Origin of the sequence: Mediterraneibacter catenae, assembly GCF_008691045.1 — a bacterium.
In the GTDB taxonomy this organism is placed as follows: Bacteria; Bacillota; Clostridia; order Lachnospirales; family Lachnospiraceae; genus Mediterraneibacter; species Mediterraneibacter ornithocaccae.
The window spans coordinates 1-17,600 of record NZ_VMSO01000034.1 but is presented as its reverse complement, the minus strand read 5'-3'; the positions used below and the strand labels follow the sequence as shown (position 1 = coordinate 17,600).

General features: G+C 46.9%; 19 protein-coding genes and 2 tRNA genes. 17 read left to right on the top strand and 4 right to left on the bottom strand.

All coding sequences use genetic code 11. The features are described from left to right. Nucleotides 1-141: 141 nt before the first annotated feature. Nucleotides 142-1,461, bottom strand: a complete 1,320-nt coding sequence (istA, locus tag FNY66_RS14585) for an IS21 family transposase (RefSeq protein WP_070088856.1) — start codon at nucleotides 1,459-1,461, stop codon at nucleotides 142-144. A 305-nt stretch (nucleotides 1,462-1,766) separates the two neighbouring features. Here istA and FNY66_RS14580 point away from each other — a divergent pair, with 305 nt between their 5' ends. Together FNY66_RS14580 and FNY66_RS16250 are read left to right on the top strand one after the other, a co-directional pair. Further along, the gene (locus tag FNY66_RS14580; RefSeq protein ID WP_150311609.1) at nucleotides 1,767-2,561 is read left to right on the top strand and encodes a hypothetical protein; all 795 of its coding nucleotides are present in this window, start codon (nucleotides 1,767-1,769) and stop codon (nucleotides 2,559-2,561) included. A 67-nt stretch (nucleotides 2,562-2,628) separates the two neighbouring features. Next, nucleotides 2,629-3,063, top strand: coding sequence for an acyltransferase family protein (locus FNY66_RS16250; protein ID WP_408631291.1), 435 nt, complete (start codon nucleotides 2,629-2,631; stop codon nucleotides 3,061-3,063). A 188-nt stretch (nucleotides 3,064-3,251) separates the two neighbouring features. Here the strand turns inward: FNY66_RS16250 and FNY66_RS14575 are convergent, their stop codons facing one another. The 3 genes from FNY66_RS14575 to FNY66_RS15560 form a co-directional block, all read right to left on the bottom strand. Next, complete coding sequence (locus FNY66_RS14575; protein WP_324613926.1) at nucleotides 3,252-4,076, bottom strand: ExeA family protein; 825 nt, start codon at nucleotides 4,074-4,076, stop codon at nucleotides 3,252-3,254. After that, nucleotides 4,063-5,478 (bottom strand): DDE-type integrase/transposase/recombinase, encoded by a 1,416-nt coding sequence (locus FNY66_RS14570; protein ID WP_150311608.1) that lies wholly within the window; start codon nucleotides 5,476-5,478, stop codon nucleotides 4,063-4,065. Before FNY66_RS14570 ends, FNY66_RS14575 begins: the two co-directional genes overlap by 14 nt. A 74-nt stretch (nucleotides 5,479-5,552) precedes the next feature. Beyond that, nucleotides 5,553-6,053: a DUF6431 domain-containing protein gene (locus FNY66_RS15560; protein ID WP_190324851.1), complete on the bottom strand. Its 501-nt coding sequence runs from the start codon at nucleotides 6,051-6,053 to the stop codon at nucleotides 5,553-5,555. Nucleotides 6,054-6,490: 437 nt separating this feature from the next. Here FNY66_RS15560 and FNY66_RS14560 point away from each other — a divergent pair, with 437 nt between their 5' ends. The 15 genes from FNY66_RS14560 (at nucleotide 6,491) to FNY66_RS14490 (ending at nucleotide 17,348) form a co-directional block, all read left to right on the top strand. After that, nucleotides 6,491-7,396 carry a hypothetical protein gene (locus FNY66_RS14560; protein ID WP_150311607.1) on the top strand — a complete coding sequence of 302 codons (906 nt, stop codon included), beginning with the start codon at nucleotides 6,491-6,493 and terminating at the stop codon, nucleotides 7,394-7,396. A gap of 48 nt (nucleotides 7,397-7,444) precedes the next feature. Then, entirely contained in the window at nucleotides 7,445-7,705 is a 261-nt protein-coding gene (locus FNY66_RS14555; RefSeq protein ID WP_087152565.1) for a helix-turn-helix domain-containing protein, read from the top strand. A 27-nt stretch (nucleotides 7,706-7,732) separates the two neighbouring features. Continuing rightward, a complete protein-coding gene (locus FNY66_RS14550; protein ID WP_150311606.1) occupies nucleotides 7,733-8,119 on the top strand; it encodes a putative signal transducing protein in 387 nt (128 codons plus the stop codon). A gap of 257 nt (nucleotides 8,120-8,376) precedes the next feature. Continuing rightward, on the top strand, nucleotides 8,377-8,889 hold the full coding sequence (locus FNY66_RS14545; protein WP_150311605.1) for a CarD family transcriptional regulator: 513 nt from the start codon (nucleotides 8,377-8,379) through the stop codon (nucleotides 8,887-8,889). A gap of 53 nt (nucleotides 8,890-8,942) precedes the next feature. Beyond that, nucleotides 8,943-10,340 (top strand): hemolysin family protein, encoded by a 1,398-nt coding sequence (locus tag FNY66_RS14540; protein ID WP_087152548.1) that lies wholly within the window; start codon nucleotides 8,943-8,945, stop codon nucleotides 10,338-10,340. Nucleotides 10,341-10,356: 16 nt separating this feature from the next. Next, nucleotides 10,357-11,070, top strand: coding sequence for an IMP cyclohydrolase (locus tag FNY66_RS14535; protein WP_150311604.1), 714 nt, complete (start codon nucleotides 10,357-10,359; stop codon nucleotides 11,068-11,070). A 33-nt stretch (nucleotides 11,071-11,103) separates the two neighbouring features. Beyond that, complete coding sequence (locus tag FNY66_RS14530) at nucleotides 11,104-12,282, top strand: phosphoribosylaminoimidazolecarboxamide formyltransferase (protein ID WP_150311603.1); 1,179 nt, start codon at nucleotides 11,104-11,106, stop codon at nucleotides 12,280-12,282. A 35-nt stretch (nucleotides 12,283-12,317) separates the two neighbouring features. Continuing rightward, complete coding sequence (gene tsaE / locus FNY66_RS14525) at nucleotides 12,318-12,752, top strand: tRNA (adenosine(37)-N6)-threonylcarbamoyltransferase complex ATPase subunit type 1 TsaE (RefSeq protein ID WP_150311602.1); 435 nt, start codon at nucleotides 12,318-12,320, stop codon at nucleotides 12,750-12,752. Between the two features lie 90 nt (nucleotides 12,753-12,842). Continuing rightward, nucleotides 12,843-14,030 (top strand): tRNA (adenosine(37)-N6)-threonylcarbamoyltransferase complex dimerization subunit type 1 TsaB, encoded by a 1,188-nt coding sequence (gene tsaB, locus FNY66_RS14520; protein ID WP_087152552.1) that lies wholly within the window; start codon nucleotides 12,843-12,845, stop codon nucleotides 14,028-14,030. Between the two features lie 130 nt (nucleotides 14,031-14,160). Then, the gene (locus tag FNY66_RS14515) at nucleotides 14,161-14,394 is read left to right on the top strand and encodes a hypothetical protein (protein WP_087152553.1); all 234 of its coding nucleotides are present in this window, start codon (nucleotides 14,161-14,163) and stop codon (nucleotides 14,392-14,394) included. A gap of 14 nt (nucleotides 14,395-14,408) precedes the next feature. Further along, nucleotides 14,409-15,317: a ribonuclease Z gene (locus FNY66_RS14510; protein ID WP_150311601.1), complete on the top strand. Its 909-nt coding sequence runs from the start codon at nucleotides 14,409-14,411 to the stop codon at nucleotides 15,315-15,317. Between the two features lie 10 nt (nucleotides 15,318-15,327). Then, nucleotides 15,328-16,356 (top strand): tRNA (adenosine(37)-N6)-threonylcarbamoyltransferase complex transferase subunit TsaD, encoded by a 1,029-nt coding sequence (gene tsaD / locus FNY66_RS14505; protein ID WP_087152555.1) that lies wholly within the window; start codon nucleotides 15,328-15,330, stop codon nucleotides 16,354-16,356. 3 nt (nucleotides 16,357-16,359) lie between these two features. Beyond that, complete coding sequence (gene ispD, locus FNY66_RS14500) at nucleotides 16,360-17,061, top strand: 2-C-methyl-D-erythritol 4-phosphate cytidylyltransferase (protein ID WP_087152556.1); 702 nt, start codon at nucleotides 16,360-16,362, stop codon at nucleotides 17,059-17,061. Nucleotides 17,062-17,168: 107 nt separating this feature from the next. Further along, nucleotides 17,169-17,254 (top strand) — tRNA-Ser (locus tag FNY66_RS14495). 4 nt (nucleotides 17,255-17,258) lie between these two features. Then, nucleotides 17,259-17,348 (top strand) — tRNA-Ser (locus tag FNY66_RS14490). Nucleotides 17,349-17,600: the final 252 nt, after the last annotated feature.

The following is a 17,600-nucleotide window of genomic DNA, read 5'->3' as shown; positions in this document are numbered from 1 at the left end:
TCCAGGTATTCAAAAACTCCGCAGACTGCCTCCAGAGTTTCCGGCGTAAGTTCTTTTTCATCGGCATAGCTGGCCAGTTCTGCTGTATAAAGATCGATCTTCAGTGCCTTTGCACTGGACTGGATTCTTTCAAGTATTGATTCATTCATCCCACAGGCCCTCCTCAAAGTTGAATTTTTCAAATCCGGAGTGCTGTTTGGGTGGCTCTATCTGAAAGATCCGGGTTTTGACCGGCATTGATGGGACTTCTTCCGGCTGTTCTGTCACATACTGATCCCGGCAGAAACTGTCTCTTCTCATCCAGGTAACATCATGGGTGGTCAGGACTTTGCTGAGATCGGATGCGTAGATATAGAGGGTAAAGGAATCTCTCCGGATCCTGCAGGTCTTCTGGGTGTACCAGTACGGGACGCCGAAGCGCCGCCCTTCATAATGGACAAATCCATCGAAAGAAATTTTTCTTTCCGGACAGAGATAGAAAGCAAGTGCCTGTGTTTTTGTTAATACGGAAGCAACAGCCATGCAGTCTTCCTGATGCTTTTCACAGGGTATACAGTCCACTGCTTTATGGTATATGCTGTTCTGGCGTTTGCACCATCCGATGGCTTCCAGATTTAATTCGGTAATCGTGCCAAAAACTCTGCCAGCAAGGAAGTTATCTTTTACGAAGCGGATCAGGCGCTCCACCTTTCCTTTGGTGAAAGGATGCCTTGGTTTACAGAGCTTCGTCTGGAAACCGATCGTTTCCATGAACACTTTATAATCTTTCTGCCAGATAGGATGTCCCTCTGGATCACGCCGGATCACGACACTTTTCATGTTGTCTGTCAGTATATAGTGCGGGATTCCCATATAAGTAAAAGCATGGATCATCCCTATAAAAAGATTTTCCTGTCTGGCATTGGGGAAGAATTCGATGTATCTTTCCCCGCAATGATGGCAGATCATAGCAAAACATGCGACCTTATAGGAAGCATCGGTATTTGTATCTACCTGGACAAAGCCCCAGTCCATCTGATAGGATTCCCCAGGGGAAGTTTGATATCTGCGTCCCCGGTTTCCCTGAGGGGCAACGAGCTGACGCTTGGGCGGGACAAGATCCCGGTGATCAGCGATATAAGTTTTTACGGTTGTTAACCCACCGGTATATCCAGCTTCCTGCAGCCGCTCAAAGCATACAGAAGAATTCGTGACGCCTTTTCGGAGCAGTCCGTCAATAATGCCGCTATATCCGGTCAGAACCGTAGCTGTTGCTTTTTGTCCTGTCCTCCCATGTGGCGTAACAATAAAGTTATTTTCTTTTAAGTGCCTTAGCCTGGATCTGCTGAGCCCGGTTCGGCGTTCCAGTTCTGCAAGATTAATTTTGGCAAGGTTGAAATTTTCGCCTTGTTCCTGCTTTATTTCGTTGATTGCTTGTGTTATGATTTTTTGTAAGTCATTACATGTAGCATCTTCGTGCATAAATCCTCCTTTTCTGATGCATTGGCTTATCATCAGTATAAGAGGATGAAGACCTGTATGTAATGGCTTTTTTAATTTGACTAGGATTGGCTATTTTAGCCTGACACTAGATGGTTATTTTAACCCGACGCTAATACCGTATAAGACAAGAAAAGACTACGGTTTTACAGTCTATAAATCAATTCACAACCGTAAATCAATATAAATTCCAGAAGTTATTATTTCAAGTTACTCTATAACAGGACATTGTCTGTTATTTCAGACATGTTTTATTCAGGAAATGTAAAAGTAGAAAGGGAAATTATATGGCAGACCTTAGAGAGATGTTATTACAGGAGCAGAACAGACTGGAGAAGATACTTCAGAAGACTTCGGAACAACTGAAAGATGCCCCTCCAGGGAAACTGCGCCTGTCCAGCAGTAACAAATGTGTTCAGTATTATTACTGCGTGCCGGGAGGGAGAAAAAACGGGGAATATCTTCCAAGAGAGAAGGAGAAAATGGCGTATAGACTGGCCCCAAAATCTTACGATGAAAAGATAATGAAACTTGTTGAAAAAAGGTTGTCCCAAATCAGAAGAATTACAAAAGATTATGACGAGGAAGAAATTGAAAAAATTTTTCAGGCCGAACATCCTGAAAGACAGAAGCTGATTAAGCCGGCCGAACCTGTCTGGGAACAGCAATTGAGCAAGTGGGCTGCTGAAGATTACAAGAGAAAAGAATTTCAGGAAGATATGCCTGTGATATTAACGGAGAAGGGCGAACGAGTGCGTTCAAAATCAGAAAAAATCCTTGCAGACTTTTTTTGCCGGAACGGTATTTTATACAAATATGAATGCCCCTTGCATTTAAAACGTTTTGGCACAGTTCATCCGGATTTCACTTTTCTTTCCAGAAAGACAAAGCAGGAAATCTACTGGGAGCATGACGGCAGAATGGATGATCCGGTATATGCACAGAATGCAGTGAGAAAAATACAGGCATATGAAGAAAACGGCATTTATCCCGGCGAGCGTCTGATTCTTACATTCGAGACAGGGAAAATTGTTCTGGACACCAGGACGATAGAAAGACTTGCTTACAGATATTTACTGTAGATTATAGAAGCCCTACAAGGCTGCAGAACATTAAAAGGTTGTAGAAGATCAAAAAAGCTTTCTCTGCATGGAAGTGATTTTGCCGCGCAGGGAACGCCTTGTCCTGTGTATGTCAATTACTGAAAGCGCCGTATATGGCCGGATAAAATTTTATGCAGGAGCATTTACATGTTCGACCATTTTGTTTTTGGTATCAGAATATTCATATCGCAATGGGATCAGTGAATTACAGTATTTTTGTCCTGTCATATTTTTGCTTGAATTGTATCTTTTGATAATAAAAGTACAAATTGATAGCCGTGTATTACAGTTTATAAACAGAATGACTTTTGAACTATATTTAGTACATTTGATTGTTTATAAGATATTTTTTAAAAATGGGCAGCCGGAAATATATCTGTATGTTGTGATGTATATTATCATTTTTCTGCTTGCGTACGTAACAATGCGAATTGATACGTTAGTATTTTCTGGAATCAACAAATTTACAAATAGAAAGTAAAAACAGAATATCTAATTGTGTTTTAATACCAGCTACATATGATGGCTGGTATTTTTTGCGAAGCTTAAGTGTTGCTGATTTCATGAGCTGTCACCAGACTGCTCTCATGAGTTGTCTTTAAGCTGCTAAGTTTACTGTCACCGTGATAGCTGATGTATGGGCCGTCCGGATTCCGGACGGCACCTTCTCTATCCGGTTACGGTTCCAAGCATTTCGTGTTCCACTACATACTTGATCATGTAATCATCGATCAGCCGTTTTTGCTGTTGGAACGCATACATAAGCGATTTTTCGCACACCCGGTTGACCATTCTCGGAATCCCGGCCGAAGCTTTATGGATCTCGTCCATTGCTTTGGTTGTAAAGATCTCCTGGCTGCATTCCGCATAATCCATATGGCTTTTGACATACTGTTCTGTCTCTGCCCGGTCCAGATGCGGGAGTGTACAGTACATATCGATCCGCTGGCGGATCGCCGCGTACCGTTGAAGTTTCAGCTTGTTGTCCCACAGTTCTGTCTGCCCTACGAGCACGACAGCCATGGGACTTACAGAATCGAACCTGTAGTTTAGAAGGAAACGGAATTCTTCCAGTGTTTCTTTCTCCAGCAGGTGTGCCTCATCCAGAACGCATACCACTTTTTTATGCTGGACACCATGGATGATCTCGATCTGCTGTTGGAGCTGACGTTTGGAATCGCCGCGGTAGAACCGTGCTTCCAACCCCAGCTGGTCCAGCATCCCCTTATAAAACCACCGCGGAGTCAGCTTGGAATCGGAAAGATACAGGATGATATATTCTTCCCTCGGAAGTTCCGAATAAAACCTGCGGATCAGCGTGGATTTTCCACAGCCGGGATCTGCTGTTACGACCGCAAACATCTGCCGGTCTGCTACATAGCAGAGCCTGCCGAGCGTTTCCCGGAATGCATCAGACTCATAGAGTTTCTCAGCTGGGATATCACGGACAAAGGGTGTATGCTCCATTCCAAAGAAGGATTCATACATGATCATCCACCTCCTTCCGATAGGAAGCAAAGGAGATTGCATCGGCCATCTGGCGGGTCGATTCCGAATGTTTCTTTTCCAGCGCATCAAGGAAGCGCGAGGTTGTCGGAGTCTGTTCCTGCATCGCAGCAGGAAGTGTTGGGTTCTTATCACAGAACTCGCCAATCCTGACCGGCTGTGCGGTAAACGGCTCGTATCCCGGATAACTTACCGTAATGGTTTCGGGAGCTGCAGGATCATAGGAGATCTCAACCTTATATCCGATCAGAGCCGGTTTCGTTTCATACTTTCTGCCCCTGAAACTGATACAGGCGCCCTTGTCCACTTTACGTGTCTCATGGTGCAGAAATGCTTCGGATACAACAGAGACATCCAGATAGGTCAGGGGACGGCTGTCACGGTTCCATTCCTGAAGGGGAGTGATCCCTGATTCCGGGACTGCCGCACCAAGGCTTTCGTAGTATTCGCTGATCCCTTCATGGGGCTTTTGATGATAGTACGCATCAAGGAACACGGCCCACAGCCGGTTCAGCTCTTCCAGAGTTTTGATGTTTTTTAGTTTTGCCTCCCGGTTAAACATATCCACTACCTGATGGAACTTTTCAATCTTCCCTTTGCTTTTGCCGCTCCGCGGTTTTGCATGGAGGACCCGAATCCCCAGTCTTGAAAGAGAGAGCCTGATCTGTCTGGCGATATACTGGGAACCGTTATCAAAGTAGCAGGCATCAAACTTTCCGTATCGGAGGATCGCCTGGCGGAACGTATCCTCAACAATGGCTTCCTCCTGGCTGTCATAGAAACGGGAAGCCAGCAGTAGGCGGGAATGGTCATCGATTGCAGAGGAAAGATACGTCTGTACTCTGGCACCATTTTTCCCAATCGGAAGTTTCGGGCCGTACTTGATATCCCCCTGTACCAGCATCATACGGTGCGGTTTGCAGAAACGTTTGGAAGAACTTCCCCGCGCATCGCGGTACATCTGCATCTGTTCCCTTCCGTAACCAGCCCGGTACAGGTGCTGTTCCAGAGTGGAGCGTTTCAGGACTCCCGGTGCAGCATAGCCTTCCAGTTCCAGGATGCAGATGATCTGTGCGACAGACCGCTCCGGGACTTCTTTACGGAGCTGGACCGCCTGCTCAAGCAGAAGATCAAAGTTTTCCGGAAGTTTCTGTGAACGGCGTTTTTCGCGTGCGGCTGGTTTTAAGCCGGCAAACTGTCCTTCACGGTAGGCCTTTTCATAGCGGTAGATGGACCGGACGGAAATATCATTGTCCTGAGCAATCTGTTTCCGGAGCTGCAGTCTCTTTGCATCGTCCAGATCTTCCTGAAGCAGCGGTGCGATCAGCTGGAATCGGGAAAGGGCTTCCTGTTCCTGCCATTGTTTGATTCTGTTTGTATTGGTATTCATATATAGTGACCTCCTTCTGAGACCACTATACCTGCTGATCCGGTGACAGACGAATCAAAACAGGTGCAATAGCATCACCATGGTACAGCAGGTAAAAAGCCGCCGCTGTTGTAGATGATACGGAGGATACGCTCCAGCCAGTCCTGATGTGTTTGGCGTATGGTATCGAGCAGTGACGCATGGGAGAAAAGAAGTTCTTCTCCCAATCCAAGTATCCGGTATCCGGCATTGCGCAGGAATCCTTCAATATTTGCGAGGTTCATCAGAAGCCACTGGAGCCATCGTAACATGGTCAGCAGGGAAGGAGAGTCTTCCGAATCAGCATCCTCCGATGTTACGATCCCGTCGAGCACGCCGGAGATCACCTCGGCTTCATAATGCTTGTGGGGTACAAGGCAATCAGGAAGCTCGTTGTGATGTCGGTGGCATTCCGTACAGCGGAGCCTGCGGATCATAAGATACTCTTTCAGGCCGCCTTCCTTCTTCCGGATACGTGGTCTGGTATCGCGGTACTTCAAAGTACCGCCACAGACGGGGCAGACAGGGGTGTCATCACTGCTCACAACAAAAAACACCGGAGTCCGCCTTGTAGGTCAGTGTGTATTCTGATATAATAACCATGGTTTTTATAACCGGGTCTCAGAGTACACGACTTTCCAGGGAGGGTGCTCTGAGACTTTTTCTTTCTGTAATCTTATGACAGTATACAGAGCAATCCGCTGACAGGCAAGTAGATCATAAATATGCTATTTTAAGAAATCAACAACAGCTTAAGGGGCTGGTGAAAATGATTACATAATAGAAACTGGGGAGTAAAGACGCCCATAATGTAGTGGGAGGTCAAAACAGGTTATCTTTAAAAAAGCTTAAAAAAAGCCGGAAGAATCAGACGATGTCTGCTTGACATAGTCTCTACTGCTGCTTATAATTAAATCATAAGAAGTAAGTAGTAAGTAATAAGTAATATGACAATTAAAGGCGAAGTGATTCAAGTGCAAAGGAGGTCGTGGTCATGAAGGAATTAGTTTTATCCCGGCAATATGCAGTCATAGCGCTGGACGGCTTGGAAAGTCTTCATCCGTCTGTGGCAAAGAGTGCCGTAATACGGGCGATCGCAGCAGCGAAAGTGTTGGAAGAAGTGATGTATACCGAGGCAGAGTCAGACCCTGCTGTATTTATTCCTAAGTTGAATGAGGCTGTAGAAGCGGCGAAAGACCTCGGAAAAAAGGGTGCGAAACAGATAGAAGAGGAAATGGCAGGCCTGTTAGAAGCGGACGGCCTGATGGAACAGATTCCGGATATCCTCGGATGTGATATGGATTATTATACCGCAGGAGTCGAGTTGAAAGCATATCGCAGTGACGAGGATACGTACATCCGGATCAGAGAAGGACTGCGGGCGGAGATTCTGGAAGAAGGTGTGATAAGCACAGAATGTGCCGTGCTGCTTTGGCTGCTTCGAGAGAGCGGATGCATCCACGATCTGTTTTCTGTATCAGAGCAGGATCAGGTGCAGAGGAGAATGACGGATGCCGCGGCGGAAAATGAAATCTTCCGCGCAATGTGGCAGACAGAATTTCACAGTGCGGTCGAGAGTTTTGCGGGCCGTTTCCTGAGAGCAAAACACAACTTATTTAAGAACCCTTATTTAGAAGGTGTAAATCTCATTTTCCCGTATCTGGAAAGGAGAAAAGCCATATTCATTGATTTTGTAGTTTTGGGAACAGATGTACAGAGCAGAAGGATCGCGGTAATGGAACATTTATCGAAGATGGGCCATTATGTTGAAGAAGTAAAGTCAGGCAGCGAAACACTTCTTAAGATAGATAATGCATATTATCGTATCTTTCCGACGGTAAAGCGGGCGTATAAAGTACCGATTCAAGGAGCGAATCTTGTTCCTGTTTATCAAATGTGAGCGGGAAATCGGTGCCGGAGCCGCAAAGGATAAGGAAAAGGTGAGTTAATGTCAAGACAGAGAAGCATGGAGACTATAGAAAAGTCGGAATATGTCACGATCGGAGAGCTGGTGAGGTTGACCGGAGTGAGATACAGTACGCTGAAATTTTATACTGAAGAAGGTATGCTGCATTTTGAGCAGGCGGAAGAAAATCTGACAAGACGATACAAAAGAGAAGAGAGCGTTGAACGTATTACTTATATCAGACAGATGCGGGAACAGAAAATAACGATACCGGAGATAAAAGCAATATTAAAGAGCGAATAGTGCAATTGCTGTGGGAGGATGAAGTTTATGGAAGGTATGAAACCAGTAAAGGTCTGCTCATGCGCGGATCGCGTGCAGGCGGATATGATCACGGAAACCCTCAATGAGCAGGGGATTCCGGCTTATTCCGAATCAAAAGGAAGTGGCGACTATATGAACATCTACATGGGGACCTCTATGTTCGGAAATGATATCTACGTGAATGAGGAAGACGTGGAGAGGGCTAAGGAAATTATATCTGTTCTGACATCAGAGATTGACTCTGCGGATGCTGAAGAAGCCGGGACTCCGGCACGGTCAGCACGGTCATCGGATAGAAAAGTCAGCGTTGTGAGGGTAATTTCACTGATCGCGGCTCTGCTGATGATCATAGGCGCGGTGGTCCCCTCCCTTGTGAACATTCTGTTCGGGTGATGAGCAGGAGAAAAACGCAGAAATATGATGACAGTATATGTGGAATATGAACAATATGTTGTCACACTTTTTATGTGAAATAGTAATAAAAATCAATCAGTTATAGCGAAAAGTCTTACGTTAGTGGTAAAAATGTGTTAAAATATATCATAGTGAGACCATTGGAAGGCCGTTACAGTGTTGTATCGGTCTTTCTTTGACTATACTTTGGGAAAATGGAAAAACTCAGATATATACAGAAAAGAAGGAGGAGTTGGATGCTCAGCAGAGGTGACGCAGTAGTCTATAAGTGCAGGGGACTGTACAAGGTGGAAGATGTGGGGACGCTTGATTTTTCTTTTGTCGACAGCAGCAAGCAGTATTATACTCTTCAGTCTGTAGAGGATGCCGGGGATAAGGCGTATGTGCCGGCAGAGGACGATACAAATATCCGGCGTCCGGTGAGCAGGGAAGAGGCGCTGGAACTGATCGGACGTATCCCGGAGATCGAAGTGCTGCATGTGAAGAATGAGAAATTCCGCGAGCAGGAATACAAGGCGTGCATCGCGGATTTCTGTCCGGAAAACTGGGTGAGAGTCCTTAAGACGACGTATAAGAGGACGAAGAGCAGGGGAAGTATGACAAGTCTGGACCGTAAGTATCAGATGCTTCTGGAACATGCTCTGTACAGCGAGTTTTCTTTTGCTCTTGGGATACCGGCGGGCGAGATGCAGCAGTTTATTGCAGAACATGTAGATAATTACAGTCCAGAGCCGCACTTGCGCAAATAGCACGCACATGATATACTTCTCCTGATAATATTTTGTTAGGAGGAGTTATTTTTATGGACGCGGACCCTGCGGGGAACACTATTTTATTTGACTTGTTACTTTTGTTGTTTTTCACACTGATGAATGCTTTTTTTGCCGGAGCCGAGATGGCGGTCGTATCTGTCAATAAGAATAGAATACGAAGTCTTGCAGAAGAGGGAAATAAAAAGGCTAAGGTGATAGAGGGGCTGTTCGATGATTCGACGAAATTCCTCTCTACCATTCAGGTAGCGATCACATTTGCCGGATTCTATTCATCGGCATCTGCGGCATCAAGTATTTCACCGGTACTGGCAGAATGGATGCACGGAGCGGGTATTCCTTACAGTTCGCAGATTGCACATAACGGTGTGACTCTGGTACTTATGTTCTTCAATCTTGTGTTTGGAGAGCTTGTCCCTAAGAGAATTGCACTTCAGAAAGCAGAGGCATTCAGCATGATGACTGTTATGCCGATCCACTATATCTCGATCATATTGTCACCCTTTATCAAACTGCTTTCCTTTTCGACGAAGCTGGTGCTCAGAATACTCCATATGAAAACAGAGGATCAGGAAGAAGCTGTCACAGAGGAAGAAATCAAGGCTCTCCTCAAGATGGGCAATGAAAGCGGAACATTTGATGATGATGAGCGCGAGATGATCGATTCGGTATTTGCATTTGATGACAGAAATGCAAGAGAGATTATGGTTCCGAGGCGTGATGTCGTTACGATAGATATTAACGAACCGTTCGAGGAGTTAATAGATGAGATTCTGGAGACAAGACACAACAGAATACCAGTCTATGAAGAGAATATAGACAATATCATCGGAGTCCTTCATGTTAAGGACGTGATGATCGAGCTCAGGAAGAATAGCCCGGAGCAGATGAATATCCGGGAGATGCTGCACGAGCCGTTCTTTGTACCCGAGACCAAAGAGGCGGACGAGCTTTTCCGCACGATGCAGGCGTCAAGGCGTCATATGGCAATTCTGGTTGATGAATACGGCGGTTTTTCCGGTATCGTAACGATCGAAGATCTTGTCGAGGAGATCATGGGCGATATCAATGAAGAATATGAGGAAGTTATACCGGAGATTGAGCCGATCAGTGAAGACGATTACCGTCTGGACGGAGGCTTGCTGATCGATGATCTGAATGAAGAACTGGATCTGAAGCTTGAGACGGAAAATTATGATACGCTTTCAGGTTATCTTATAGAGAAGCTCGGTCATATACCGGCAAAAGATGACAGAGATGTGATTGAAGAGGGCAATCTGATCTTCACTGTAGAGGAAGTGAAGGACAACAGAATCAGCAGGGTGAGACTGAAGATACTGCCACTGCAGGTGTCGGAAGAAGACAGTGAGGAACGCGAAGGAAAAAAGAAACAGCGCCGCGCGTCCGAGAAAGAGGAAGACAGAGATTGAAAGGAGATGCAGTAAGATGAAGATGCTGTCAATTGAAGAAGAACTTAAAAATAATTCATATCCGGGAAGAGGGATCATCATCGGGAAAACGCCGGACGGAAAGAAAGCTGTCACTGCATATTTTATTATGGGACGCAGTGAGAACAGCCGGAATCGAATATTTGTGGAGGATGGAGAAGGAATACGCACGCAGGCGTTTGATCCGTCCAAGCTGACTGACCCGAGCCTGATTATCTATGCACCGGTCAGAGTCCTTGGCAACAAGACGATCGTGACAAACGGCGATCAGACGGATACGATTTATGAGGGGATGGACAAGCAGCTTACATTTGAACAGTCGCTCCGTTCCAGAGAATTCGAGCCGGACGGACCGAACTATACACCGCGCATCTCCGGTATCATGCATATAGAGAATGGTTCTTATAATTACGCAATGTCCATCCTGAAGAGCAATAACGGAAGCCCGGAAGGATGTAACAGGTACACATTTGCTTACGAGAATCCGGCTGCGGGCGAAGGACATTTCATCCACACATATATGTGCGATGGAAATCCGCTTCCAAGCTTTGAAGGGGAACCAAAACTGATTGGTATACCGGATGACATGGACGTGTTCACAGATCTTCTGTGGAACAGTTTAAATGAGGATAATAAGGTTTCTCTTTTCGTCCGCTATATTGATATTGAGACCGGGAACTATGAGACAAAGATCGTAAATAAGAACCAGTGATTGTGCTGAACAAGAAAAGGAGCGGATGAAAAGATGAAAGAATTAGAACTGAAATATGGATGCAACCCGAATCAGAAGCCGTCAAAAATCTATATGAGCGACGGCAGCGAACTGCCGATCCAGGTGCTGTGCGGACGTCCGGGATATATCAATTTCCTTGACGCGTTCAATGGCTGGCAGCTTGTATCCGAACTTAAGAAAGCAACCGGTCTTCCTGCGGCGACATCATTTAAACATGTCTCTCCGGCAGGAGCAGCAGTAGGACTTCCTCTGACAGAGACACTTGCAAAGATCTACTGGGTAGACGATCTTGGCGAACTGTCTCCGCTTGCCAGCGCATATGCAAGAGCGAGAGGCGCTGACCGTATGTCCTCGTTTGGCGATTTTATCGCGCTGTCTGATGTCTGTGATGTGGACACGGCTAGACTCATAAAGAGAGAAGTATCCGACGGTGTGATCGCGCCGGGCTATGAGCCGGAGGCACTGGAGCTCCTGAAACAGAAGAAAAAAGGAAACTACAATGTGATTCAGATTGATCCGGACTATGTGCCGGCTTCGCTGGAACACAAGGAAGTATATGGCATTACGTTTGAACAGGGAAGAAATGAACTTAACATCGATAAAGAGTTCTTTTCTAATATAGTGACAGATAATAAAGATCTGACAGATGCAGCTAAAGTGGACCTGGCTATCTCTATGATCACTCTGAAATACACACAGTCCAACTCTGTCTGTTATGTAAAAGACGGACAGGCCATCGGCATCGGTGCGGGCCAGCAGTCCAGGATTCATTGTACACGGCTTGCCGGACAGAAAGCAGATAACTGGTGGCTCAGACAGTGCCCGAAGGTAATGGAACTGCCGTTCAAGGATGGTATTAAACGTGCGGACAGAGATAATGCGATTGATCTGTACATTGGTGAAGAATACATGGATGTGCTCGCAGACGGTACATGGGAGAACATTTTTACAGAGAAACCGGAAGTATTCACACGTGAGGAAAAGAGAGCATGGCTCGACAAGCTGACGGATGTGTCTCTAGGATCTGATGCGTTCTTCCCGTTTGGAGATAATATTGAGCGTGCGCACAAGAGCGGCGTAAAATATATTGCGCAGCCGGGCGGATCTGTAAGAGATGATAATGTTATTGATACATGCAATAAGTACGGTATGGTCATGGCATTTACGGGTATCCGCCTGTTCCATCACTAATTGCAGCTGCGGTGCAGAAGAAAGAGGATGTCTTTATGGTATTGGAGACGAGAAGTCCTGAAGAAACATATAACGTAGGTAAGAAACTTGGAGAACATGCGATTCCCGGACAGGTGTTTACCCTGACCGGGGATCTTGGCGTGGGGAAAACTGTTTTTACGCAGGGGCTGGCCAGCGGTCTGGGAATCGAGGAACCAGTCAATAGCCCTACATTTACGATCGTACAGGTATATGAGGAAGGGAGACTTCCTTTCTATCATTTTGACGTGTACCGGATCGGTGATGTGGAGGAGATGGAAGAAGTCGGGTTCGAAGACTACATCATGGGAGATGGCGTTTCTCTGATCGAGTGGGCGAACCTTATAGAGGAGATCCTTCCGGAGAAAAGGACGGAGATCCTGATCGAGAAGGATCTGGAGCAGGGATTTGACTACCGGAAGATCACAATCCTTGACGTGGATAAACAATAAGATGCTCACTGTATGAGGTGGAGCATAAAGATCAAATGAGCAGCCCGGCAGATAAAACAGGGCGGCAGATCACAGAAAGCAGGACAGATTATGAGAGTTTTGGCGATAGACAGCTCAGGGCTGACAGCCACAGTCGCGATTGTTGAGGATGAACAGACGATCGCGGAATATACGACGAATTATAAAAAGACACATTCACAGACATTACTCCCCATGATCGATGAGATGGTGAGAATGGTAGACGCAGATCTGAAAGATATAGACGCTATTGCAGTCGCAGGCGGCCCGGGATCATTTACCGGACTGCGCATAGGCTCTGCCACGGCGAAGGGGCTGGGGCTTGCTCTTGATAAGCCGCTGATCCATGTGCCGACGGTGGATGCCATGGCATACAGCATGTACGGATGTGAGGACATCATCTGCCCAATTATGGATGCAAGGAGAAAACAGGTATATACCGGTCTTTATTCATTTTCTCATAAGAAGAATGAGGATGGCGGTCTGTATGACGAGCCTGTATTCCAGGTGCTCAGAATGCAGATGGCAGTTCCGGTGGAGGAACTGATCCGTCATCTGAATGTCTACCGGAGACGAGTTGTGTTTTTGGGAGACGGTGTGCCTGTATATAAGGAAATGCTGGCTGAGGGGCTTAAGGTACCTTATTCCTTTGCGCCGTCCTTTATGAACAGGCAGAGAGCGGCGGCAGTCGGAGCTCTTGGAATCCGTTATTACGAGGCGGGCAGATATGAGTCGGCTGCGGAGTTCAGACCGGAGTACCTGAGAAAGTCACAGGCTGAGCGGGAGAGAGCTGAGCGGGAGAAAAATGCCGTTCCGAAAGTACGCAGGATGACCATGGAAGACGGTGCTGCGGTTGCGGAGATGGAGCATCAGCTCTTTTCGGATGCGTGGAGCGAGAAATCCATACTGGAGACGCTGGATCAGACGAACACGATCTGTCTGATCGCGGAAAAGGCAGGGCGGACGGCAGGATATCTTCTTGCATACACTGCGGCGGATGAGGCTGAGATCGCAAGGATCGCAGTTGTAAAAGAACTGCAGCGGCAGGGGGCAGCCCGTGCGCTGCTCACGGAGCTGGAGTCGGTCTGTGGATCAGAAGGGATCAAAAAGATACTTCTGGATGTACGCTCGGGCAACAGTGCAGCGAGAGCGCTCTATGCGAACGCCGGATTTAAGGAAGACGGCATCCGTCAGCGCTTTTACGAGGATCCGGAGGAAGATGCGATCCTCATGAGCAGAGAACTGGAAATCAACGTATAACAGCGGCAGCAGTTCCCACTAGGAATCAATCTGCCGGTCCGATATAATGTAGGCGTAACAAAAAGAAAAAAACTGTTTACTACTGTCCGGATATTTTGTCCGGGCAGGCAGAGACACAGGAGGAGATTGTATGCGCCAGTATCGATTGAAAGAAACAAAAGAAATAAATAAGATCGTCTGCAATCAGTGTGGGAAAGAGATCGAAGTCTCGGGTGGAACCCCCAGAGAGGGAGTGTTCAGCGTTGATTATGCGTGGGGATACTTCTCGGACAAAGACGGGGAAAGACACAGTTTCGATTTGTGCGAGTCATGTTACGATAAGCTGCTCGCATCCTTTAAGCTGCCTGCGGACATAGAGGAATAAGACAGAGGAAATATATGTTAGATGTTTGTTTGCTTGGGTGCGGCGGCATGATGCCGCTGCCTTACCGCTATCTTACAGCGCTGATGACACGTTTTAACGGCAGCAGCCTGCTGATCGACTGCGGCGAGGGAACCCAGATTGCGATAAAAGAAAAGGGATGGAGCTTTAAGCCGATCGATGTGATCTGCTTCACCCACTATCACGGGGATCATATCAGCGGACTTCCAGGTCTGCTCCTCACCATGGGAAATGCAGACAGGACGGAACCCCTGACTCTGATCGGTCCGAAAGGACTTGAGCGTGTGGTGGGATGCCTTCGCGTGATCGCGCCGGAACTGCCTTTTTCCATCATTTATAAAGAAATCCAGGGGACAGAGCAGACATTTGAGATGAACGGATACCGCATCAAAGCGTTCCGTGTCAATCACAATGTGCTCTGTTACGGATATACGATGGAGATTGACAGAGCAGGGAAGTTTGATGCTGCAAAGGCAAAAGAACAGGATATCCCGCTGAAATACTGGAGCCGTCTCCAGAGCGGTGAGATGATCGACAATGAGGACGGTCATTTTACACCCGATATGGTTCTGGGACCGCCGCGTAAGGGGATTAAGCTGACCTACACGACAGATACCAGACCCACAGAGTCTATCCGGCAAAATGCAGAAAAGTCGGATCTGTTCATCTGTGAGGGCATGTACGGGGAGAAGGATAAAGCTGCAAAAGCGTCAGAGTATAAGCATATGACATTTTACGAGGCGGCAGAACTTGCCCGTACGGCGCAGGTGAAAGAAATGTGGCTGACCCATTACAGTCCTTCATTGACAAGGCCGGAACCGTACATGGATGATGTGCGGAAGATATTTCCGGCGGCAAAGGCCGGCAAAGACGGGATGTCGGCGGAACTGATGTTTGAAGATTGAGAGGCGTGACATGAAAGAAATCAGAGATCTTAATATCCTTGCGATCGAAAGCTCCTGTGACGAGACGGCGGCGGCGGTCGTTCACAACGGAAGAGAAGTGCTGTCCAACATTATTTCGTCCCAGATCGACCTGCACAAGCTGTATGGAGGCGTGGTTCCCGAGATCGCATCGAGGAAGCATATTGAGAAAATCAATCAGGTCATTGAAGAGGCGTTAAAAGAGGCGGATGTGACACTGGATGATATCGACGTAGTGGGAGTGACCTATGGCCCGGGGCTTGTAGGTGCACTTCTGGTGGGCGTTGCTGAGGCGAAGGCTATAGCATTTGCCAGAAACCTTCCACTCGTGGGAGTACATCATATCGAGGGACATATTTCGGCAAATTATATTGAACACCCGGATCTGGAACCTCCGTTCCTCTGTCTTGTGGCGTCAGGCGGGCACACTCATCTGGTCTGCGTGCGCGAATACGGAAAATACGAGATCCTTGGGCGTACGAGAGATGACGCGGCGGGCGAGGCGTATGATAAAGTGGCGAGAGCTATCGGGCTGGGATATCCGGGAGGACCGAAGATTGACCGTATTTCAAAAGAAGGGAATCCTGACGCTGTAAAGTTTCCGAAGGCGCATATCGAGGGCGCAGAGTATGATTTCAGTTTCAGCGGCTTGAAATCGGCAGTGCTGAATTACATCAACGGATGTAAGATGAAAGGCGAGAGTTTTGACCCGGCGGATATCGCGGCTTCTTTCCAGAAAGCGGTGGTGGAAGTGCTGGTAGAGAATTCTATGAAAGCGGTGGAAGATTACGGCATGTATAAATTCGCCATTGCCGGAGGGGTGGCATCTAACACAGCTCTGCGCGCGGCTATGAAGCAGGCGTGTGAGGAGAAAGGCGTGAAGTTTTATCATCCGTCGCCTGTCTACTGTACGGACAACGCGGCGATGATCGGAGCTGCGGCGTTCTACGAGTATCTGTCAGGAACACGGCATGGATGGGATCTGAATGCAGTGCCGAATCTTAAACTTGGGGAAAGATAAAATATGGACGAGAAAAAATACTGTACCGCCATCGTGCTTGCAGCAGGAAGCGGGAAACGGATGGGGACAAAAGTGCATAAGCAGTACCTGCTCATGGGAGGAAAGCCTGTGCTTTATTATTCCCTGCGTGTGTTTGAAGATTCCCGGTTGATTGACGAAATTATTCTTGTATGTGGCGCCGGGGAAGAAGATTACTGTCGGCAGCAGATCGTGAAAAAATACGGAATATCAAAAGTGAGTAAGATTATTCCCGGAGGTGCTGAGCGGTACAATTCTGTCTGGAACGGACTTCAGGAGACCAGAGAAGGGTATGTCTATATCCATGACGGGGCGCGTCCGTTCGTAGATGAAGAAATGATAGAGCGTGCGTATGAATGTGTATCAGAGTATCATGCCTGTGTGGCCGGGATGCCATCAAAAGATACGATTAAGATTGCTGATTCCGACAATATGGTGACAGAGACACCTGATCGCAGCAACGTCTGGATCGTGCAGACACCACAGGTATTTGATACAGGACTTATAAAGAAAGCATATGCTGTACTTATGGAGCAGGAAGAGATCAGTGTGACGGATGACGCTATGGCGGCGGAACAGATATCAGGGACTTCTGTCCGGCTCTTTTATGGCTCTTACGAGAATATCAAGATCACAACACCAGAGGATCTCGATATTGCGGACGTATTTTTGAAAAGAAAGTCTTGACATGCATTTTAGATATGTGATAGAATAGTCCACGTCGCACGGAGTAATGTAATAATTTGCTATATGAGCGGCATAAATTAAAAAACGTTGTATAAACGGCGTGTTATGGAGAGGTATCGAAGTGGTCATAACGAGGCGGTCTTGAAAACCGTTTGTCCGAAAGGGCGCGTGGGTTCGAATCCCACCCTCTCCGTTTTGGAGAAGTACCCAAGCTGGCCGAAGGGGCTCCCCTGGAAAGGGAGTAGGTCGTTAGTAGCGGCGCGAGGGTTCAAATCCCTCCTTCTCCGCTCGATATTATCTATAAAGAACTACTGGAGTCGTCCGGTAGTTTTTTTAAACCATGGTGTACTACAAGACAGATATAACTCTGTTAATTGTAAAAATCAGGAAAATAGTGTGGTAATATCGTGTAAAAATACCATATATAGTGCTGGGAGAAAAAATGCGAGAAATGTTGAAAAACTTGTAAAAAATGGTTGACATCAGCAAAGCGGAATGGTATTATATTTAAGCTGACTCGCGAGAGACAGCGAAACAAG